The organism is Citrobacter sp. Cpo103, from assembly GCF_030332605.1.
In the GTDB taxonomy this organism is placed as follows: domain Bacteria; phylum Pseudomonadota; class Gammaproteobacteria; order Enterobacterales; family Enterobacteriaceae; genus Citrobacter; species Citrobacter portucalensis.
In genome coordinates this window covers 153,565-174,528 of the sequence record NZ_JAOWHO010000019.1, presented here as the reverse complement: position 1 = coordinate 174,528, position 20,964 = coordinate 153,565, and the positions used below count along the sequence as shown (strand labels likewise).

Sequence of the window (20,964 nt, the reverse complement as noted above, 5' to 3'; positions counted from 1 at the left end):
TCCACTCCTTTTTTGAATCCCATCACAATCACGGCATTCCTCTTTTCCCTTTTACGCGGCGACGGCTAAATTATTAACTCATCCGACCACATAACAATAATTTTACATACTGGACACCTTTATGAGCTATCCGTCGCTATTCGCTCCGCTCGATTTAGGCTTCACCACGCTTAAAAACCGCGTGCTGATGGGTTCAATGCATACCGGACTGGAGGAATATCCCGATGGTGCAGAACGGCTGGCCGCGTTCTACGCCGAGCGCGCCCGTCACGGCGTAGCGTTAATTGTGAGCGGAGGTATTGCGCCTGCGCTTTCCGGCGTGGGAATGGAAGGCGGTGCGATGCTGAACGACACCAGCCAGCTTGCTCACCATCGCGTCATTACCGATGCTGTGCATGATGAAGGCGGCAAAATCGCCCTGCAAATCCTGCACACCGGGCGTTACAGCTACCAGCCGCATCTGGTGGCGCCTTCTGCCATTCAAGCACCCATTAACCGCTTTACGCCACATGAATTAACGCACGATGAAGTGCTGCAGTTGATTGAAGATTTTGCCCACTGCGCACAGCTGGCGCGGGAAGCGGGCTACGATGGCGTGGAAGTGATGGGGTCGGAAGGGTATCTGATCAACGAATTCCTGACGCTGCGTACCAACCAGCGCGATGACCAATGGGGCGGTGAGTATGCCAACCGCATGCGTTTTGCCGTTGAGGTGGTGCGAGCGGTACGCCAGCGTGCCGGGAATGACTTTATTATTATCTTCCGCCTGTCGATGCTCGATCTGGTGGAAAACGGTGGAACCTTCGACGAAACCGTCCAGCTGGCGCAGGCTATAGAAGCCGCGGGAGCCACCATTATTAACACCGGTATTGGCTGGCATGAGGCGCGTATTCCCACTATCGCTACCCCAGTACCGCGCGGTGCGTTTAGTTGGGTGACGCGTAAGCTGAAAGGGCATGTGACAATCCCACTGGTCACCACCAACCGGATTAACGATCCTCAGGTTGCCGACGACATTCTGGCCCGTGGGGATGCAGATATGGTGTCGATGGCCCGTCCGTTCCTCGCTGATGCCGAACTGCTGTCAAAAGCGCAAAACGGACGAACGGATGAGATCAACACCTGTATCGGCTGTAACCAGGCCTGTCTGGATCAGATCTTCGTCGGCAAAGTCACCTCTTGCCTGGTCAATCCGCGCGCCTGCCATGAAACCAAAATGCCGATTGTTGCGGCAGCTGTGCCAAAGAACCTGGCGGTTGTCGGTGCGGGTCCTGCGGGCCTCGCCTTCGCCATTAATGCCGCAGCGCGCGGGCATCACGTGACGCTGTTTGACGCACATGGCGAGATTGGCGGGCAGTTTAATATCGCCAAACAGATCCCCGGAAAAGAAGAATTCTATGAAACCCTGCGCTACTACCGTCGGATGATCGACGTGACTGGCGTGACCCTGAAGCTGAATCACTTTGTCAGCGCACACGATCTGCACACCTTCGACGAAGTGATCCTCGCCAGTGGGATCGAGCCTCGTATGCCGCCGATCGAGGGGATCGATCATCCAAAAGTACTGAGCTATCTCGACGTTCTGCGCGATAAAACGCCAGTGGGTAAACGCGTGGCGATCGTGGGCTGCGGCGGGATCGGTTTTGATACCGCAATGTATCTGAGTCAGCCCGGCGAACCCACCAGCCAGAACATAGCGGAGTTCTGCGTGGAATGGGGGATCGACACCAGCCTGCAACAGCCAGGCGGCTTACGCCCGGAAGGTCCGCACTTATCCCGCAGCCCGCGCCAGATAGTGATGCTGCAGCGAAAAGCCAGCAAACCGGGACAAGGTTTAGGTAAAACGACGGGCTGGATCCATCGCGCCACCCTGCTCTCACGCGGCGTAAAAATGATCCCGGCAGTCAGCTATCAGAAGATTGATGATGATGGGTTACACGTTGTGTTGAACGGTGAACAGGTGATCTTTAACGTGGATAACGTGGTGATTTGTGCCGGACAAGAGCCGCGCCGTGAGCTGGTCGATCCGCTGCACGCGGCAGGTAAAACGGTGCATCTGATCGGCGGCTGCGATGTGGCGATGGAACTGGATGCCCGACGCGCGATTGCGCAGGGCACCCGACTGGCGCTGGAAATTTAACGTCATGTCTTTCGTAGGCCGGATAAAGTGTTAGCCGCCATCCGGCACTCTGCACCGATTTGCCTGATGGCGCTCTGCTTATCAGGCCTACAGAATCAGGCAGATTTATACTGTAGGCCGGATAAGGCGTTAGCCGCATCCGGCACCCGCTATTACCGACGACGACCGGTTTTAACCGCCTTCAGCACCACGAATTTATTATTGGTGGCGATGGTTTCGCAGTTGCCGAAAATCTTCTTCAGCTTGTGGAAGTAGTCGAGGTGACGGTTAGCCACAATGTACAGCTCACCGTTGATTTTCAGGCAGCGGCGGGCGTGGTGGAACATCTCCCAGGCGATGTTATCCGTCAGCGCATGCTTCTGGTGGAACGGTGGATTGCACAGCACGGCGTTAAAGCGGAAAGGTTCGACGCCAGACAGCGCGTTGTTAATCATAAACTCGCAGCGATCCAGCGCTTCAGGCATGTTGCTTTCCACGTTCAAACGGCTTGAAGCCACCGCCATCGGCGATTCATCAACAAATACCACGCTGGCTTCCGGGTTCTTCGCCAGCAGCGTCATACCGATAACACCGTTACCGCAGCCGAGATCAACAATCTCCCCTTCGAGGTTTTCCGGCAGATGCTCGATAAAAAAGCGCGCGCCGATATCCAGTCCGGTACGGGAGAAGACGTTGGCGTGGTTATGGATAGTCCAGTCGGTACCTTCCAGCTTCCAGCTTAGCGTTTGTGAGGCAGCGGCCAGCTCAGGTTTGCTGAACGTACAGTTGATCAAACGCGCTTTTTTCCACGCCAGCGTAGTGGTGGTTGGACCCAGCACTTTTTCAAACAGTTCCAGCGTCGAGGTATGTACATCACGCGCTTTTGCCCCGGCGATGATGCGCGTTTCTGGCGTTACCACTTCGCGCAGCGCACGCAGTTGCTGCTCCAGCAGCGCCATGGTTTTTGGCAGCTTAATCAGCACCACGCCCGGCGCCTGCGGATAGTCAGCGGTACTGTCGAGGAACTTGACGCTCGACTCGGCAATATCGTTATGACGCAGGTTCTCGCGTGTGGCAAGCTCGCTGAGATAGGAATCGCCGATGCTGTACGGCGTATGTTCCGCCAGCGCACAGCCCAGCGCGCCGAAGGTATCATTCAGGATCAGCACCGGGCCGCTAATCTCGGTATCGTCCAGCTGTTGCAGCAGATATTCATCTGCAGCTTCCCACGCCAGCAGCGGGTTAACGTCATCCGTTTCCGGGAAACGTTTAAGTGACAGCGAACGGAAACCGTTGTCTATGTGGCTCATCGGCCCTCCTGAATGGTAAAATTTCGGCGTATCCCTGAAAAGGGTGCGTGAGTATACACTTTTATGATTTGCGTGGACATGAATGAACCAACTAACTTACCTCCAGGGCTACCCGGAACATTTGCTTTCTCAAGTGAGAACGCTGATTGCTGAGCAGCGCCTGGGCGCTGTGCTGGAGAAGCGCTATCCGGGTACGCATGACTTCGCGACCGACAAATCGCTCTGGCAATATACTCAGGATCTGAAAAATCAGTTTCTGCGTAACGCCCCGCCGCTAAATAAAGTCATGTATGACAGCAAGATCCACGTTCTGAATAATGCGTTGGGGCTGCATACCGCCGTCTCTCGCGTGCAGGGCGGTAAGCTCAAAGCCAAAGCGGAGATCCGCGTCGCCACCGTGTTTCGCAATGCCCCCGAACCCTTTTTGCGTATGATCGTCGTTCATGAACTGGCGCATCTGAAGGAAAAAGAGCACGACAAAGCGTTTTACCAGCTGTGCTGTCATATGGAGCCTCAGTATCACCAACTGGAGTTCGATACCCGCCTGTGGTTAACGCAACAATCGTTAAAGCAAACTGCGTAGTCGCGCACTGGCTTTGTCTTCAGGGCATGCTAAATTGACGAAAGAATCCCTTTTCGCAGCCTGAAGGCCTTTATGATACGTTTCGCAGTAATTGGCACAAACTGGATCACCCGCCAGTTTGTCGATGCCGCCCATGAAACCGGCAAATATAAGTTAACCGCAGTCTATTCTCGTAGCCTTGAGCAGGCGCAGACCTTCGCCAACGATTACCCAGTCGAACATCTGTTTACCTCGCTGGAAGCGATGGCGCAAAGCGAGGCGATCGACGCCGTCTACATCGCCAGTCCAAACTCTTTGCATTTCCCGCAGACTGAGCTGTTTTTGCGGCACAAAAAGCATGTTATTTGCGAAAAGCCGCTGGCCTCCAACCTGGCGCAAGCTGAAGCCGCTATCACCTGCGCGCGTCAAAATCAGGTCGTGCTATTTGAAGCGTTTAAAACCGCCTACCTGCCTAACTTCCTGCTGTTACAGCAATCGCTCCCAAAAGTTGGAAAAATCAGGAAAGCGTTTATCAATTACTGCCAGTACTCCTCGCGCTATCAGCGCTATCTGGACGGTGAAAACCCGAACACGTTTAATCCGGCGTTCTCCAATGGCTCGATTATGGATATCGGTTTTTACTGCCTGGCCTCAGCGGTTGCGCTGTGGGGCGAACCGCAGAGCGTTCAGGCCAGCGCCAGCCTGCTAGAAAGCGGCGTAGATGCCCACGGCGTGGTGGTGCTGAATTACGGTGATTTCAGCGTTACGCTCCAGCACTCAAAAGTAAGCGACTCGGTATTAGCCAGTGAAATTCAGGGCGAATCGGGATCGCTGGTCATCGAGCATATCTCCGAGTGTCAGAAAGTGTGCTTCGTTCCACGTGGGGGGAAAACGCAGGATCTGACGACGCCTCAGCACATCAATACTATGCTGTATGAGGCAGAGGCTTTTGCCCATTTGGTTGAATCCGGCGAAGTGGATCACCCGGCACTGGCCGTCAGCCGTATCACCGCCAAACTGCAAACGGAGATTCGCCGCCAGACCGGCGTGTTTTTCCCGGCAGACGAAGCGGAAACATCGCTGACTGCGTAAAGGTGTGTAAAACGAATGTTGCAGGCCATTGACTGAATGCATGGCCTGTAATATTTTGTAACCCGCAAAGGGGAGTAACTTCGTTGTCGGTTGATCGTCATTACGATGTGTGAAAAACCACATCCGGTCGCCGGGCGATAACAAAGGAATACGCCACCGTATTCCTTTGTTGTTGTAAGTGAGACCTTGCCGAATGGCAAGGTCTATGCATAAAAAGCAGCGGCTAATGCCATTCGGCGTTGGCCGTTTTTTTATGCATGGGGAAATACAATGAATACTGTCGGCACACCGTTGTTATGGGGTGGCTTCGCTGTCGTAGTGGTAATTATGCTGGCCATCGACCTGCTGTTGCAGGGTCGTCGTGGCGCACATACGATGTCAATGAAGCAGGCTGCGGCCTGGTCAATCGTCTGGGTAACGCTGTCGTTACTGTTTAACGCCGCCTTCTGGTGGTACCTGGCAGAAACCCAGGGGCGCGCCGTTGCCGACCCACAGGCGCTGGCGTTCCTTACCGGCTATTTGATCGAAAAATCACTGGCAGTAGATAACGTCTTTGTCTGGTTGATGCTCTTCAGCTACTTCTCCGTGCCGCCTGCGTTGCAGCGTCGGGTACTGGTGTATGGCGTGCTGGGTGCGATTGTGCTGCGTACGATCATGATCTTCGCGGGCAGCTGGCTTATCACCCAGTTTGAGTGGCTGTTGTACGTGTTCGGCGCGTTCCTGCTGTTTACCGGCGTGAAGATGGCGCTGGCGAAAGAAGATGCCTCCGGTATTGGCGACAGACCGTTAGTACGCTGGCTGCGCGGTCATTTGCGCATGACCGATACCATCGAAGATGAAAAATTCTTTGTGCGTAAAAACGGCCTGCTGTTTGTTACGCCGCTGATGCTGGTGTTGATTCTGGTTGAGCTGAGCGATGTGATTTTTGCCGTCGACAGTATTCCGGCTATCTTTGCCGTGACCACCGACCCGTTCATCGTGCTGACCTCGAACCTGTTTGCTATTTTGGGTCTGCGTGCGATGTACTTCCTGCTGGCGGGCGTGGCGGAGCGTTTCTCCATGCTGAAGTACGGCTTGTCGGTCATTCTGGTGTTTATCGGTATTAAGATGCTGATCGTCGATTTCTACCATATCCCGATCGCTATCTCGTTAGGCGTGGTATTTGGCATTCTGTTTGTGACGCTGATTGTTAACGCGTGGGTCAACCACCAGCACGATAAAAAACAGCAAATACAGTAAGTTTCATCTGCTAGCTGAAAAGCCCGACAGCACACTGCGTGCGTCGGGCTTTTTGTTTATCATGTCAAAATAATGTTAAGTTAAAGTTATAAAATATGATCTCAACGCGGAATCCAGGATATTTCGCTTCCAGAACCCCGTTCTTTCCTTATACTCAGCCAAGCAAACATTTGCCCCATCCAGAAAGATGCGTCAACAGAACGCACAAAGGTAAGGCAACAACACAATGAAAGGATCACGACATGACTACGCAACGTTCATCGGGGCTACTCTCGCGTTTGGCGCAAGGGAGCCTGGTTAAACAAATTTTGATCGGTTTGGTACTGGGGATTTTACTGGCACTGGTGTCAAAACCAGCGGCTGAAGCCGCTGGTTTGCTGGGTACGCTGTTCGTCGGCGCATTAAAAGCCGTCGCGCCAATTCTGGTTCTGATGCTGGTGATGGCTTCTATCGCCAACCACCAGCACGGGCAAAAAACCAATATCCGCCCTATTCTGTTCCTCTACCTGCTCGGAACATTTTCAGCGGCATTAACCGCCGTTGTCTTCAGCTTTGCTTTCCCATCAACATTGCATCTTTCCAGCAGCGCGGGGGATATCGTACCGCCGTCCGGGATTGTTGAAGTGATGCGCAGCCTTCTGATGAGCATGGTTTCTAACCCAGTTGATGCTCTGCTTAACGCTAACTATATCGGTATTCTGGTATGGGCCGTTGGTCTGGGCTTTGCACTGCGCCACGGTAATGAAACGACCAAAAATCTGGTCAATGATATGTCCAACGCCGTCACCTTTATGGTGAAACTGGTGATTCGTTTCGCGCCAATCGGTATCTTTGGTCTGGTCTCCTCCACGCTGGCAACCACCGGTTTCGCAACGCTTTGGGGCTACGCCCAACTGCTGACCGTACTGGTAGGCTGTATGCTGCTGGTGGCATTTGTGGTCAACCCGCTGCTGGTCTTCTGGAAAATTCGCCGTAACCCGTACCCGCTGGTGCTGGCCTGTCTGCGTGAAAGTGGCGTGTATGCCTTCTTTACCCGCAGTTCGGCGGCAAATATTCCGGTGAACATGGCACTGTGTGAGAAGCTGAATCTGGATCGTGATACCTATTCGGTGTCTATTCCGCTGGGAGCCACCATCAATATGGCGGGCGCGGCGATCACCATTACCGTACTGACGCTGGCGGCGGTGAATACGCTGGGTATTCCGGTCGATTTACCGACAGCGCTGTTACTGAGCGTGGTGGCTTCGCTGTGTGCCTGTGGTGCATCGGGCGTGGCGGGCGGTTCTCTGCTGCTGATCCCGCTGGCGTGCAACATGTTCGGTATCCCGAATGACATCGCCATGCAGGTTGTTGCCGTTGGCTTTATCATCGGCGTATTGCAGGACTCATGTGAAACGGCGTTGAACTCTTCTACAGACGTCCTGTTTACCGCTGCAGCCTGCCAGGCAGAAGACGAGCGTCTGGCAAATAACGCCCTGCGCGGCTAATCGCTGTTCCCCTCCGTCATCGGGCGGAGGGGTTCTCTTCTTGTGCGCTTTTTTCAATTTTGAACGGATCAATTCCGCGTTTTTGCATCCGCCGGAAACGAATAATGTTCAGGCCGTTCATTACCAGAAAACTCCCTTCGATCATCGTCCCACCAATCGACCCTAGCCAGAAATTATGGATAACCCAACAGGCGGTTGCGCACCACATGACGCAGCGCACGGTTAACCCTTTGCAGCGAAACAGCGCCCAGGTGCTGGCCAGCGTGCCAATTATTGGCAATAGCTCCATCGCATGCTGTAATTTCGCCAGCCCGAGAACCAGGGTGAGGACAATAAAAACGGTCATTACCCACAGTTTGCGGGTATGCATTGAGACAAGTGTGCGGATGGTGTTGAGTTCTGCGCTCATTCCCGCAGGCCAGGCACCCATCAGGAAAAAATGCACGCCGATGGTGGCGCTATAGACAGCGAGTTGCAGCCGGAACCGGCGCTCATCGCGATTGAAAAAGGTGGTAATACCGATCAGAAAGGCGATGACACCTACGCCCTGGGCCAGCCAATACGCGGTCATGCAAGCAACCCCAATTCTATCTCGTAGGCCGGATAAGGCGAGTTCGCCACCATCCGGCAACGGTTTGTGCCTGATGGCGCTGCGCTTATCAGGCCTACGGTTTGCGCAGACCTGCATGCAGGTACCATCAGGTATTTACTACAACGTTACGCCGCTTTTAAATATCGCTAACTCTCTAAAATCATTCCGCTCGTTGCAGGTTTGCTTGCCGTTGGCGAACTCGACGATGGTATCGACAAATTCTTCCAGCAACTGAGGCATCGCTTTACCATGGATCAACTGTCCAGCGTCAAAATCGATCCAGTGCTTTTTCTTCGCCGCCAGCTCGCTGTTGGTGGCAATTTTCACCGTCGGCACAAAACCACCGTAAGGTGTACCGCGACCGGTACTGAACAGCACCATATGACAGCCCGCGCCCGCCAGGGCACTGGTCGCCACCGCATCGTTACCCGGTGCGCTCAGCAGGTTCAGACCATGCGTCTTCAGGCGTTCGCCGTAGCGCAGTACGTCCACCACCTGGCTGGAGCCTGCTTTTTGCGTGCAGCCGAGAGATTTATCTTCCAGCGTGGTGATACCGCCCGCTTTGTTGCCCGGCGATGGGTTCTCGTAGATCGGCTGGTCGTGAGCAATGAAGTACTGCTTGAAGTCATTGACCATGGTGACCAGCTTGCCAAACGTTTCTTCATCGCGGCAGTGGTCCATCAGCAGCTGCTCGGCGCCGAACATTTCCGGTACTTCGGTCAGTACGGTGGTGCCGCCGTTAGCAATCACGTAGTCAGAAAAACGCCCCAGCATCGGGTTGGCGGTAATACCGGACAGGCCGTCAGAGCCGCCGCATTCCAGACCAAACTTCAGCTCGCCCAGCTTACCCGGTTCACGCTTATCGTTACGCATCACGTTGTACAACTGGTGAAGATGTTCAATCCCCGCTTCCACTTCGTCTTCCTGATGTTGGCAGACCATGAAGTGAACGCGCTCAGGATCGTACTCGCCTAAAGTTTCGCGGAAGGCATCAACCTGGTTGTTTTCACAACCAAGGCCAACCACCAGCACCGCACCCGCATTCGGGTGACGCACCATGTTTTGCAGCATGGTGCGGGTGTTAATGTGGTCGTCGCCGAGCTGTGAACAGCCGTAGGTGTGGCTGAAGAGATGCACGCCGTCGATTCCTTCGGCGTCGTTAGTCTCTTTCAGAAAACGGTTCTGCATCTGGCGCGCCATGGCGTTAACACAGCCTACCGTCGGTAGGATCCACAGTTCGTTGCGCACGCCAACATCGCCGTTGGCACGACGGTAGATCTGCACATCGCGATCCGCCGGTTGTGCAACTTCCGCCTGAAAATCAGGGTGGTAGCTATACGTGTCCAGGTCGCTCAGATTGGTGCGCGTGTTGTGAGCATGAATATGCTCACCCGCCGCAACGTCCACCAGCGTATGGCCAATTGGCAAACCGTATTTAATGACGTTTTCGCCTTTCGCAATATCACGTAAAGCGAATTTATGGCCACGAGAGACCGCCTGACGCAGGATTACCGCCTGCCCATCAACGGTGACTTCGGTTCCTTCAGCCAAATCAGCGAGCCCTACCGCGACGTTATCCAGCGCATGGATCTTGATGTATTGCATACCTTCACCCGGGCCTTAGTTCAGTTCAATGGCGAAGTAATCACGCGCATTGTTAAAGCAAATATTTCTGACCATTTCACCCAGCAACTGGATATCTGCCGGTGCTTCACCTGCAGCAACCCAACGGCCAATCATCTGGCACAGAATGCGACGGAAGTATTCATGGCGCGTGTATGACAAGAAGCTACGGCTATCGGTCAGCATGCCGACGAAACGGCTCAGCAGGCCGAGCTGGGCCAGCTGCGTCATCTGACGTTCCATCCCGTCTTTCTGATCGTTGAACCACCAGCCGGAACCGAACTGCATCTTGCCCGGCATACCTTCGCCCTGGAAGTTGCCGATCATGGTGCCCAGCACTTCGTTATCACGCGGGTTCAGGCAGTAGAGAATGGTTTTCGGCAGCAGGTTCTGTTCGTTCTGCTTGCTCAGCAGTTTGGACAGTTCTTCAGCCATCGGACGGTCATTGATGGAGTCGAAGCCAACATCCGCGCCCAACAGTTTGAACTGACGCAGGTTGTTATTACGCAGCGCACCGATGTGGTACTGCTGTACCCATTCGCGACGAGCATATTCCGCACCAAGGAACACCAGCACGGCGGTTTTAAACTGGGCAACTTCATGCTCACTCAGGGTTTCACCCGCCAGGCGACGCGCCAGAATGCTATCCAGTTCAGATTCGTTAGATTCGGCAAACAGCACCACGTCCAGCGCGTGGTCAGAAACCTTACAGCCGTGAGCCGCGAAGTGATCCAGACGTTTGGTCAGTGCAGCTTGCAGATCGCTGAAGCGGCGGATATCCGTGTCAGACACTTCACCGAGCTTCGCCATGTAGTCATTAAAGGTCGCCAGCTCAATGTTAAAGGCTTTATCCGGACGCCAGCTCGGCAGCACTTTCACATCAAAGGTACCGTCTTTAGCAACGGCCGCATGATGCTCCAGAGAGTCGATCGGGTCATCGGTAGTGCCGACCATTTTCACATTCATCTGCTGCATGATGCCGCGCGCGGAGAATTTATCCTGCGCCAGCAGCTCGTTGCATTGGTTCCAGATTTCATCAGCAGTCGCAGGAGAAAGCAGCTTACCTGTAATACCAAACGGGCGACGTAATTCGAGGTGGGTCCAGTGGTACAGCGGGTTACCGATAGTGTGCGGAACCGTAGCGGCCCATGCGTCAAACTTCTCGCGATCGGACGCATCGCCGGTACACAAGCGCTCAGCGACGCCATTGGTACGCATCGCACGCCATTTGTAGTGATCACCCTTCAGCCAGATGTCATACAGGTTACTAAAACGGTAGTTTTCAGCGATTTGTTGCGGTGGTAAATGGCAGTGGTAATCGAAGATCGGCTGGTCTTTGGCGTAATCATGGTACAGACGGCGGGCAAATTCGGTGTCCAGCAGGAAATCTTCAGTCATAAACGGGGTCATTATCGTCTTCCTCTCAACGAGTGCGTCAGATTGCTTATGTTTTGATGTTGACAAAGTTATCACACCAATTTCCATACGCTGAAGATATTTTCGTGAGTTAGATCAACAAATGGTGACAAAAAAATTACTCTCAAAGAGGTAAATCACGCGTCAAGCCGCGCCAGTGCTGGCTTTGCTGAATCGAAATAATGACCACACGAAGATTCACACTTTTGTGATGGCACTCACCTTTTAAAGCTGTATGACAAGTTATCTTTTGGCCGTCGCGATACATAAGCCGACGGAATGCAAATTACCGATGTATAACCATCGGATTGACCGGTACGGAAACCGAATTAGCACAATTATTGACATGGCAAAGTTCGGGGAGTACCGGCTTTTTTTCGGTCCCCCCTCGTAAAAGAACATCCTCCGCCCTGAACTGGAAGATGACCGCTCGTTCGCGGACATAACAAAACGATGAGGTTTTACATGCGTAAAATTAAAGGGTTACGTTGGTACATGATTGCACTGGTGACGCTTGGCACCGTGCTGGGTTACCTGACACGTAACACTGTGGCGGCAGCTGCGCCAACTCTGATGGAAGAGTTACACATCTCCACTCAACAGTATTCCTATATCATCGCAGCGTATTCTGCTGCTTACACCGTAATGCAACCCGTTGCCGGCTACGTGCTTGATGTGCTCGGCACAAAAGTTGGTTACGCGATGTTCGCCGTTCTGTGGGCCGTCTTCTGTGGCGCGACCGCACTGGCTGGCAGTTGGGGTGGACTGGCACTGGCGCGTGGCGCAGTAGGTGCCGCTGAAGCCGCAATGATCCCTGCGGGTCTGAAAGCCAGTTCTGAGTGGTTCCCGGCAAAAGAACGTTCAATTGCCGTGGGGTACTTTAACGTCGGCTCTTCAATCGGTGCGATGATTGCTCCGCCGCTGGTCGTCTGGGCAATCGTCATGCACAGCTGGCAGATGGCATTCATTATTTCCGGTGCGTTGAGCTTCATCTGGGCGATGTGCTGGCTTGTGTTCTACAAACACCCGCGCGACCAGAAAAAACTGTCTGATGAAGAACGTGATTACATTCTGAATGGTCAGGAATCACAGCATAAAAACGCGACCTCGAAAAAAATGTCGCTCGGTCAGATCCTGCGTAACCGCCAGTTCTGGGGCATCGCGCTGCCGCGTTTCCTGGCTGAGCCGGCCTGGGGTACCTTCAACGCCTGGATCCCGCTGTTCATGTTTAAAGTCTACGGCTTTAACCTGAAAGAGATTGCGATGTTTGCATGGATGCCGATGCTGTTTGCTGACCTGGGCTGTATCGTTGGGGGCTACTTACCGCCTCTGTTCCAGCGCTGGTTCGGCGTTAACCTGATCGTTTCACGTAAAATGGTCGTTACCATGGGCGCATTGCTGATGATTGGCCCAGGGATGATTGGTCTGTTCACCAGCCCGTACATTGCTATCGCCCTGCTGTGCGTCGGCGGCTTTGCTCACCAGGCGCTATCCGGTGCGCTGATTACGCTTTCTTCTGACGTATTTGGTCGTAATGAAGTGGCAACGGCAAACGGCCTGACCGGTATGTCCGCCTGGCTTGCAAGTACGCTGTTTGCACTGGTTGTTGGCGCACTGGCTGACACTATCGGCTTTAGCCCGCTGTTCGCCGTACTGGCGGTATTCGATCTGCTCGGCGCACTCGTTATCTGGACGGTCTTGCAAAACAAATCGGCCAGCGAAGTCGATTCGGGCTCACAGACAGGCGATCCCGCTCCGCAAAATTAACCCGCTGTTGTTCATCAAGGGTATATAATGCGAAGCCGCCAGTTATCTGGCGGCTTTTTTATCGCGCGAGTGGAGCAGTAATCGCAAAAGTGGTATAACAAATATAGTCTGCCGTATCATGCCTGGAGCGCATATGGAAATCACCGAACCACGACGTTTGTACCAACAACTTGCTGCTGATCTGAAAGAACGCATTGAGCAGGGCGTCTATCTGGTGGGTGACAAACTCCCCGCCGAGCGCTTTATCGCCGATGAAAAAAATGTCAGCCGTACCGTGGTTCGTGAAGCAATTATCATGCTTGAGGTTGAGGGCTACGTTGAGGTGCGCAAAGGATCGGGGATCCACGTCATTTCCAACCAACCCAGACATTATGTTGCGCCAGATGAAAACCTGGAATTTGCCAGCTACGGTCCTTTCGAGCTGCTCCAGGCGCGTCAGCTCATTGAGAGTAACATTGCCGAGTTTGCCGCCACCCAGGTGACCAAACAGGACATCATGAAGCTGATGGAGATTCAGGAGAAATCACGTAACGAAAAAAGCTTTCGTGACTCCGAGTGGGATCTCCAGTTCCATGTGCAGGTCGCCCTGGCAACGCAGAACTCGGCTCTGGCCGCTATTGTTGAAAAAATGTGGACTCAGCGTATTCACAACCCCTACTGGAAGAAATTGCACGACCACATCGACCTGCGCACGGTTGATAACTGGTGTGATGACCATGACCAGATCCTTCGGGCGCTGATTCGCAAAGATCCTCATGCCGCCAAACTGGCGATGTGGCAGCATCTTGAGAACACGAAGCAGATGCTGTTTAACGAAACCAGCGATGATTTTGAGTTCAATGCGGACCGTTATCTATTTACCGAAAATCCGGTCGTTCACCTCGATACAGCTGCTAACAGCGCAAAATAAACAATCTTATCAATGCAGGCGCGACCACGCGCCTGTTTCTGACACTTGGTAAGCGTTAGGTATAAAGTGTCAGCCTGTGTAAATCCTCTCGCCTCCCTCCATTGCGATAAGCAAAATCACAGTTCAACAACCGTAATTTCTATAACGGACTACGTTGACCTTTGTTACAATTAGATGCTGTTTGAATTTTTGTGTTTAAGAGCTTGCTAACTTCACAACTTTACAGGGAATAGTTCAGGCCGTGAGTTTGTAACAGACCACAAGTCATGTAAAAAATATTAATAAAATCGTGGTGTTACAAAATCCAGAAAACCGGCATGACGACAACCGATTCTCCAGGAATATTGAATGGAACTACTGACTCAATTACTAAATGCTTTATGGGCTCAGGATTTTGAAACGCTGGCCAATCCTTCCATGATTGGCATGCTCTATTTTGTACTCTTTACGATTTTGTTTCTGGAAAACGGACTGCTGCCAGCAGCCTTTTTACCTGGCGACAGCTTGCTGGTACTGGTCGGCGTACTTATTGCCAAAGGCGCAATGGGTTTTCCGCAAACGGTACTGCTGCTCACAACCGCAGCCAGCCTTGGTTGCTGGCTCAGCTATATACAAGGTCGATGGTTGGGTAATACCCGCACCGTGCAAAACTGGTTATCTCATCTTCCTGCACATTATCATCAGCGTGCGCATCATCTGTTCCATAAGCATGGCTTGTCTGCGCTGCTGGTCGGCCGCTTTATCGCGTTTGTCAGAACATTACTGCCGACCATCGCAGGATTGTCCGGCCTGAACAATGCGCGCTTTCAGTTCTTCAACTGGATGAGCGGACTGCTTTGGGTCCTTATTCTCACATCGCTGGGCTATCTGCTGGGCAAAACACCGGTGTTTCTCAAATATGAAGATCAGCTGATGTCTTGCCTGATGCTGCTTCCTGTGGTGTTACTGGTGTTTGGTCTGGCAGGTTCACTGGTTGTTCTTTGGAAAAAGAAATACGGGAACCGAGGGTAAATTATGCTGAAATCATGCATAACGCTCCGACGACTTGCCTGGTCCACCACTTTTATGTTGTTCATCGGCGCGTTGCTCCTGACCTGGTCGGTCATTCGCCAGCAGGAGTCAACGCTTGCCATTCGTGCCGTAAACCAGGGAGCCAGCATGCCTGATGGCTTCTCTATCTGGCATCACCTGGATGCCAACGGCATTCGCTTTAAAAGCATCACTCCGCAAAATGACGCCCTGCTGATTACCTTTGATTCCAGTGCACAGAGCGCAGCGGCAAAGGTCGTACTGGATCGAACGTTACCGCACGGTTTCGTTATCGCTCAGCAGGATGATAATAATCAGGCGGTTCAGTGGTTATCCCGCTTACGTGAGACCCCACACCGTTTTGGTTAATTTCCAGGAATCTGAATTAGATCACTCACTTTGGTGATTTCACCGTTTAGCGCCTATGATTAATAAACTGGGTTTATGACCCAACGTTTTATTATTCTGGAGCATCGACCCTAAACGACGAGGTCGAATCACAATGGAAGGTTCAAGAATGAAATACCGCATCGCTTTGGCAATTAGCCTTTTCGCTCTCAGTGCCGGCAGCTACGCCACCACCCTCTGTCAGGAAAAAGAACAAGACATTCAGCGGGAGATTAGCTATGCCGAAAAACACAACAATCAGAGCCGTATCAATGGGCTGAACAAAGCGCTGAGCGAAGTCAGAGCAAACTGTACTGACAGCAAACTGCGCGCCAACCATCAGAAAAAGATCGCCGAGCAGAAAAATGAGATTGCCGAGCGTCAACGTGACTTAGCCGAAGCTAAGCAAAAAGGCGATGCGGAGAAGGTAGCAAAGCGTGAACACAAGCTTGCTGAAGCTCAGCAAGAGCTAAAAGAACTCGAGACCCGCGATTACTAAGTACGGTAACTAGCCACTCAACTGGAGAAAACTATGTCGAAAGATAATGCTACGGAAAACCTGCGCGCTGAGCTGAAATCTCTTGCGGATACGCTTGAAGAAGTACTTAGCTCCTCTGGCGATAAGTCGAAGGAAGAGATGAGTAAAATTCGCAGCAAAGCCGAACATGCGCTGCGCGAGAGCCGCCATCGTCTGAGTGAAACCAGCGATGTAATTGCCAAACAGACCCGTGAGGCCGCGGCTAAAGCCGATAACTACGTGCGCGAAAACCCATGGACAGGCGTCGGCATTGGCGCTGCAGTCGGTGTGGTGCTTGGTGTACTGCTGTCGCGCCGTTAACAATGGCTGATTCTCAACACGCACAAGGTCCAGGCAAAGGCGTACTGGGTATTGGACAGCGGATCCTGACGATTCTCGTTGAGATCGTAGAAACACGCCTGCGGCTGGCCGTCGTTGAGCTGGAAGAGGAAAAAGCCAATCTCATCCAGATCCTGCTGATGCTTGGGCTGACTATGCTGTTCGCGGCGTTTGGCCTGATGAGCCTGATGGTGCTTATCATCTGGGCCATTGACCCTCAATACCGCCTGAACGCCATGATTGCCACCACCGTTGTGCTGTTGCTGTTAGCGCTGATTGGCGGGATATGGACGCTGCGTAAAGCACGTAAAACAACGCTGCTACGCCATACACGCCAGGAACTCGCTAATGACAGGCAAGCCCTGGAGGATGATGCATAATGAGCAGCAAAGTCGAACGTCAAAAGCGTAAGGCGCAACTGCTTGGACAGATCCAGCAGCAACGGCTGGATCTGTCTGCGACTCGCCGCGACTGGCTGGAAGCCACCGAGGTCTACGATCGTGGCTGGAAGACGCTACTGAACCTGCGTGGCTGGGTGTTGGTCGGGAGCAGTATTATGGCGGTTCGCACCATCCGCAACCCGAATCTGCTGGTACGCTGGGCTAAGCGCGGCTTTAGCGTCTGGAGTATCTGGCGTCTGGTGAAATCGACCATCAGACAGCAGCAACTGCGCGGCTAATCCTTTACTTACCCCCAACCTCAAAATTTTTGAAAAATACTGACAGTTTTCCTTGCTAACAATTCTCATTAAGCACGTTTATGATTCTCTCCATCGACAGCAACGACGTGCTCTGCAGCGTCGATGCACAAAAAAACACAATAAGCCGCCTGAGTGGTTTCCTGGAGAGTATGATGAAGAAATTAGAAGATGTTGGTGTACTGGTAGCGCGCATTCTGATGCCAATCCTGTTTATTACCGCAGGTTGGGGAAAAATCACCGGATATGCGGGTACCCAACAGTACATGGAAGCCATGGGCGTCCCAGGATTTATGCTGCCGCTGGTGATTCTGCTTGAGTTTGGCGGCGGTCTGGCAATTCTGTTCGGTTTCCTGACCCGTACAACTGCGCTGTTCACCGCAGGCTTCACATTGCTGACAGCGTTCCTCTTCCACAGCAACTTTGCGGAAGGTGTGAACTCCCTGATGTTCATGAAAAACCTGACCATCGCAGGCGGTTTCCTGTTGCTGGCTATCACCGGTCCAGGCGCATTTAGTATTGACCGCGTACTGAATAAAAAGTGGTAATCAAACTATACTGAACACATCAAAAAGCGAGGAGATATCTCCTCGCTTTTGCTATCTGAGGAGGCGATAAAATGGGACAACTGATTGACGGCGTCTGGCATGACACCTGGTACGATACCAAATCAACCGGTGGAAAATTTCAACGTTCTGCATCGGCTTTCCGTAACTGGCTCTCCGCGGATGGCGCGCCTGGCCCGACCGGTGAAGGTGGCTTTGCTGCCGAAAAAGACCGCTATCATCTGTACGTTTCTCTGGCCTGTCCGTGGGCGCATCGCACGCTGATTTTGCGCAAACTCAAAGGGCTGGAACCGTTTATTTCCGTTTCTGTTGTGCATCCGCTGATGCTGGAAAACGGCTGGACCTTTGACGACAACTTCCCGGCGGCAACCGGCGATACCCTGTATCAGCACGAATTTCTTTATCAGCTCTATTTACACGCCGATCCGCACTACAGCGGTCGGGTGACCGTTCCGGTACTGTGGGACAAAAAGAACCACACTATTGTCAGCAACGAATCTGCAGAAATCATCCGCATGTTTAACACCGCGTTTGATGCGCTGGGCGCGAAAGCCGGAGATTACTATCCCCCTGCCCTGCAAAGCAAAATCGACGAGCTGAACGGCTGGATTTATGACAACGTTAATAACGGTGTGTATAAAGCCGGATTTGCCACCAGTCAGGAAGCCTACGACGACGCCGTGGATAACGTCTTTCAATCTCTGGCACGACTGGAGCAGATCCTTGGGCAACATCGTTACCTGACCGGCGACCAGTTAACCGAGGCCGACATTCGCCTGTGGACCACGCTGGTACGCTTTGATCCCGTGTATGTCACCCACTTCAAGTGCGACAAACACCGGATTAGCGACTATCTGAACCTGTACGGTTTCCTGCGTGATATCTACCAGATGCCGGGTATTGCGGAAACCGTCAATTTCGATCATATCCGCAATCACTACTTCCGTAGCCACAAAACCATTAACCCAACCGGCATTATTTCTGTTGGGCCGTGGCAGGACCTCAACGAACCCCACGGGCGTGACGAGCGTTTCGCCTGATTTACACTGGCCCCCATCTGGGGGCTAAATAATTAATACCGCAAATATTTACCATCATTTCATTCACAGCTATTCTTAATTTGATTGCTTTAAAAACAAGTAATTGAATGCAGAACGAGGCAAAAATGGATTGGTATTTAAACGTATTAAAGAATTACTTTGGTTTTGGTGGCCGCGCGCGTCGTAAAGAATACTGGATGTTTGTGCTGGTCAACATCATCTTCACGTTCGTGCTGGGTATTCTGGACAGAATGTTTGGCTGGGAGCGCGCCGGTGGAGAAGGCATATTAACGACGATTTACGGGGTTCTGGTCTTTATTCCGTGGTGGGCGGTACAGTTCCGGCGTTTACATGACACCGATCGTTCAGCCTGGTGGCTACTGGTGCTGCTGATCCCGATCGTAGGCTGGCTGGTGATCATCATTTTCAACTGCCAAAACGGGACTCAAGGGAGCAACCGCTTCGGCGCTGACCCTAAACAACCATCCTGACGTCATACACCCTTTTGTAGGCCGGATAAGGTGCAATTGCACCGCATCCGGCGGAACAGTCAGACTATTTACCCGCAAACAGCTTGGGGATTTCCCGCAGACACCAGGATTTCGCCTCGCCCATGCTGTCACGACGCCAGGCCATAATAATATCTATCTCGCTTGTCGATTCCGGACTAACGACCCGCAGCCGACCAGCCGCAATATCCTCTTCCACCAGCGGGTACGGCATCGTCGCCACGCCCAATCCGGCCAACAGCGCCTGACGTTTATCTTCTATCGTACTCACCGTCAGACGCGGCTGCTTATCCAGCAGTTGAACCGTCAGCACCGGACGTTCACGGGCGGTATCCGCCACCGCGATCCCACGGTATTTAACGCGGGTGACTTCCGATAACGGTTCCGGCTCCTGATGGATGGGATGATCCGGGGCCGCTACATAGACGTTCATCAGCGAGTACAGCTTGCGCGAGTTGATTTCTGAGGATGAGCGAAAATGCATATCCGGCGCAATCACGATATCCGCCCGCCCCTGCTCAAGACGCTCCCACGCCCCGGCCAGAACTTCGGTAATAACGGAAAGCTGGGTATTGGCCTTCCCGGCAAGCCTGTCGATCAGCGGGAAAAACGCCGCCGTCGGCACCAGCGCTTCGGTTACGATGGTCAGATGCGTTTCCCAACCGCGAGCCAATGCTTCGGCATCGGTGGTCAGTTTATCCGCAGCTTCCAGCAGTACGCGCCCACGCTCCAGCAGCATACGCCCAACGTTAGTGAATTTTGTGCGGTGGCCTGAACGGTCAAACAGCACCACGTCCAGCTCTTCCTCCAGCTTCTGCATGGTATAGCTAAGTGCGGAAGGAACGCGTCCCAGTTCATCTGCCGCAGCAGCAAAACTACCGCGCCTGTCTATTGCGTCCATGACGCGTAACGCTTCAAGCGTTAAAGCCCTTTCTTTGGCCATCTCGTTCTCATTCAGGAAATTTGAACATACCGGGCAGAATATCTGGCTAACAATGCAGCGTCTAGCCATTTAACATAAAAGGAAGTAAAGAGAGGTCAAGAACTATGATTACTACCCGTACAGCCAAACAATGCGGGCAAGCAGACTACGGCTGGCTGCAGGCCCGTTATACCTTCTCCTTTGGACACTATTTTGATCCTAAACTGCTGGGTTATGCCTCGCTGCGTGTTCTGAACCAGGAAGTTCTGGCACCGGGGGCCTCTTTCCAGCCACGGACCTATCCGAAGGTGGATATCGTCAATCTGATCCTCGAAGGGGAAGCGGAGTACCGAGACAGCGAAGGCAACCATATCAAGGCCAAAGCAGGTGAAGTTTTGCTGCTCGCGACACAGCCCGGGATTAGCTATAGCGAACACAATATCAGCAAAGACAAACCGTTAACCCGGATGCAGCTCTGGCTGGACGCCTGCCCGCAGCGTGAAAACGCCTGTGTACAGAAAGCCACGCTGGGCACCGGTAAGCATCAGTTGCTGGCCTCGCCGGACGGTGAACAAGGCAGCCTGCATCTGCGCCAACAGGTATGGGTGCACCACGTTGAGCTGCAGCAAGGTGAATCGTTGAGTTTTCAGTTACATGGGCCACGTGCTTATTTACAGTCGATTCACGGCAGATTCCATGCGGTGACGTCTGGCGCCGAAAAAGAAGCACTCACCTGTGGCGATGGGGCATTTATTCGTGACGAAACTAACATAACGTTAGTCGCCGATACCCCGCTGCGCGCTTTGCTGATAGATTTGCCCGTATAGTCAGGGAAAACAAT

The 20,964-nt window shown here is 52.9% G+C and carries 22 protein-coding genes; 17 read left to right on the top strand and 5 right to left on the bottom strand.

The window, feature by feature from the left end:
- Positions 1–121: 121 nt before the first annotated feature.
- Entirely contained in the window at positions 122–2,140 is a 2,019-nt protein-coding gene (locus OGX89_RS01945; protein ID WP_126957002.1) for an oxidoreductase, read from the top strand.
- Between the two features lie 152 nt (positions 2,141–2,292).
- Here the strand turns inward: OGX89_RS01945 and rlmG are convergent, their stop codons facing one another.
- The gene (gene rlmG, locus OGX89_RS01940) at positions 2,293–3,429 is read right to left on the bottom strand and encodes a 23S rRNA (guanine(1835)-N(2))-methyltransferase RlmG (RefSeq protein WP_003828544.1); all 1,137 of its coding nucleotides are present in this window, start codon (positions 3,427–3,429) and stop codon (positions 2,293–2,295) included.
- An 82-nt stretch (positions 3,430–3,511) separates the two neighbouring features.
- Between rlmG and OGX89_RS01935 the strand changes: the two genes are divergently transcribed.
- From OGX89_RS01935 to sstT, 4 genes are all read left to right on the top strand, one after another.
- On the top strand, positions 3,512–4,012 hold the full coding sequence (locus OGX89_RS01935; protein WP_126957000.1) for a M48 metallopeptidase family protein: 501 nt from the start codon (positions 3,512–3,514) through the stop codon (positions 4,010–4,012).
- A 72-nt stretch (positions 4,013–4,084) separates the two neighbouring features.
- Positions 4,085–5,083 carry a Gfo/Idh/MocA family protein gene (locus OGX89_RS01930; RefSeq protein WP_126956998.1) on the top strand — a complete coding sequence of 333 codons (999 nt, stop codon included), beginning with the start codon at positions 4,085–4,087 and terminating at the stop codon, positions 5,081–5,083.
- Between the two features lie 270 nt (positions 5,084–5,353).
- Positions 5,354–6,322, top strand: coding sequence for a TerC family protein (locus OGX89_RS01925; protein ID WP_003828551.1), 969 nt, complete (start codon positions 5,354–5,356; stop codon positions 6,320–6,322).
- 242 nt (positions 6,323–6,564) lie between these two features.
- Positions 6,565–7,809, top strand: a complete 1,245-nt coding sequence (gene sstT, locus OGX89_RS01920; protein WP_003828553.1) for a serine/threonine transporter SstT — start codon at positions 6,565–6,567, stop codon at positions 7,807–7,809.
- A 16-nt stretch (positions 7,810–7,825) separates the two neighbouring features.
- On the opposite strand, the gene OGX89_RS01915 is transcribed toward sstT, so the two are convergent.
- The 3 genes from OGX89_RS01915 to uxaC all read right to left on the bottom strand — a co-directional run bounded on the left by OGX89_RS01915 (position 7,826) and on the right by uxaC (position 11,434).
- Complete coding sequence (locus OGX89_RS01915; RefSeq protein WP_063941813.1) at positions 7,826–8,380, bottom strand: YgjV family protein; 555 nt, start codon at positions 8,378–8,380, stop codon at positions 7,826–7,828.
- 138 nt (positions 8,381–8,518) lie between these two features.
- Positions 8,519–10,006 carry a UxaA family hydrolase gene (locus OGX89_RS01910; protein WP_279892605.1) on the bottom strand — a complete coding sequence of 496 codons (1,488 nt, stop codon included), beginning with the start codon at positions 10,004–10,006 and terminating at the stop codon, positions 8,519–8,521.
- A 15-nt stretch (positions 10,007–10,021) separates the two neighbouring features.
- On the bottom strand, positions 10,022–11,434 hold the full coding sequence (uxaC, locus tag OGX89_RS01905; RefSeq protein WP_003828556.1) for a glucuronate isomerase: 1,413 nt from the start codon (positions 11,432–11,434) through the stop codon (positions 10,022–10,024).
- A 471-nt stretch (positions 11,435–11,905) separates the two neighbouring features.
- Here uxaC and OGX89_RS01900 point away from each other — a divergent pair, with 471 nt between their 5' ends.
- The 11 genes from OGX89_RS01900 (at position 11,906) to OGX89_RS01850 (ending at position 19,183) form a co-directional block, all read left to right on the top strand.
- Entirely contained in the window at positions 11,906–13,207 is a 1,302-nt protein-coding gene (locus OGX89_RS01900; RefSeq protein ID WP_003828557.1) for an MFS transporter, read from the top strand.
- A 133-nt stretch (positions 13,208–13,340) separates the two neighbouring features.
- Entirely contained in the window at positions 13,341–14,117 is a 777-nt protein-coding gene (gene exuR / locus OGX89_RS01895) for a transcriptional regulator ExuR (RefSeq protein ID WP_003828559.1), read from the top strand.
- 348 nt (positions 14,118–14,465) lie between these two features.
- The gene (gene yqjA, locus OGX89_RS01890) at positions 14,466–15,128 is read left to right on the top strand and encodes a DedA family general envelope maintenance protein YqjA (protein ID WP_003828561.1); all 663 of its coding nucleotides are present in this window, start codon (positions 14,466–14,468) and stop codon (positions 15,126–15,128) included.
- A gap of 18 nt (positions 15,129–15,146) precedes the next feature.
- A complete protein-coding gene (mzrA, locus tag OGX89_RS01885; RefSeq protein WP_162623447.1) occupies positions 15,147–15,515 on the top strand; it encodes an EnvZ/OmpR regulon moderator MzrA in 369 nt (122 codons plus the stop codon).
- Positions 15,516–15,663: 148 nt separating this feature from the next.
- Positions 15,664–16,032, top strand: coding sequence for a DUF1090 domain-containing protein (locus OGX89_RS01880; protein ID WP_032934183.1), 369 nt, complete (start codon positions 15,664–15,666; stop codon positions 16,030–16,032).
- A gap of 33 nt (positions 16,033–16,065) precedes the next feature.
- Complete coding sequence (locus tag OGX89_RS01875) at positions 16,066–16,371, top strand: ElaB/YgaM/YqjD family protein (RefSeq protein ID WP_003024832.1); 306 nt, start codon at positions 16,066–16,068, stop codon at positions 16,369–16,371.
- Positions 16,372–16,373: 2 nt separating this feature from the next.
- Complete coding sequence (locus tag OGX89_RS01870) at positions 16,374–16,769, top strand: phage holin family protein (protein ID WP_003828567.1); 396 nt, start codon at positions 16,374–16,376, stop codon at positions 16,767–16,769.
- Positions 16,769–17,068 carry a YqjK-like family protein gene (locus OGX89_RS01865; RefSeq protein WP_003828569.1) on the top strand — a complete coding sequence of 100 codons (300 nt, stop codon included), beginning with the start codon at positions 16,769–16,771 and terminating at the stop codon, positions 17,066–17,068. Before OGX89_RS01870 ends, OGX89_RS01865 begins: the two co-directional genes overlap by 1 nt.
- Positions 17,069–17,241: 173 nt before the next feature.
- The gene (locus OGX89_RS01860; RefSeq protein WP_003024847.1) at positions 17,242–17,634 is read left to right on the top strand and encodes a DoxX family protein; all 393 of its coding nucleotides are present in this window, start codon (positions 17,242–17,244) and stop codon (positions 17,632–17,634) included.
- A gap of 71 nt (positions 17,635–17,705) precedes the next feature.
- Entirely contained in the window at positions 17,706–18,692 is a 987-nt protein-coding gene (gene yqjG, locus OGX89_RS01855; protein WP_003828572.1) for a glutathionyl-hydroquinone reductase YqjG, read from the top strand.
- A 125-nt stretch (positions 18,693–18,817) separates the two neighbouring features.
- Positions 18,818–19,183 (top strand): DUF805 domain-containing protein, encoded by a 366-nt coding sequence (locus OGX89_RS01850; RefSeq protein WP_003828575.1) that lies wholly within the window; start codon positions 18,818–18,820, stop codon positions 19,181–19,183.
- A gap of 64 nt (positions 19,184–19,247) precedes the next feature.
- Here the strand turns inward: OGX89_RS01850 and yhaJ are convergent, their stop codons facing one another.
- Positions 19,248–20,144 carry a DNA-binding transcriptional regulator YhaJ gene (yhaJ, locus tag OGX89_RS01845; protein WP_003024855.1) on the bottom strand — a complete coding sequence of 299 codons (897 nt, stop codon included), beginning with the start codon at positions 20,142–20,144 and terminating at the stop codon, positions 19,248–19,250.
- A 104-nt stretch (positions 20,145–20,248) separates the two neighbouring features.
- Here yhaJ and OGX89_RS01840 point away from each other — a divergent pair, with 104 nt between their 5' ends.
- Positions 20,249–20,950 carry a pirin family protein gene (locus OGX89_RS01840; RefSeq protein WP_003024860.1) on the top strand — a complete coding sequence of 234 codons (702 nt, stop codon included), beginning with the start codon at positions 20,249–20,251 and terminating at the stop codon, positions 20,948–20,950.
- Positions 20,951–20,964: the final 14 nt, after the last annotated feature.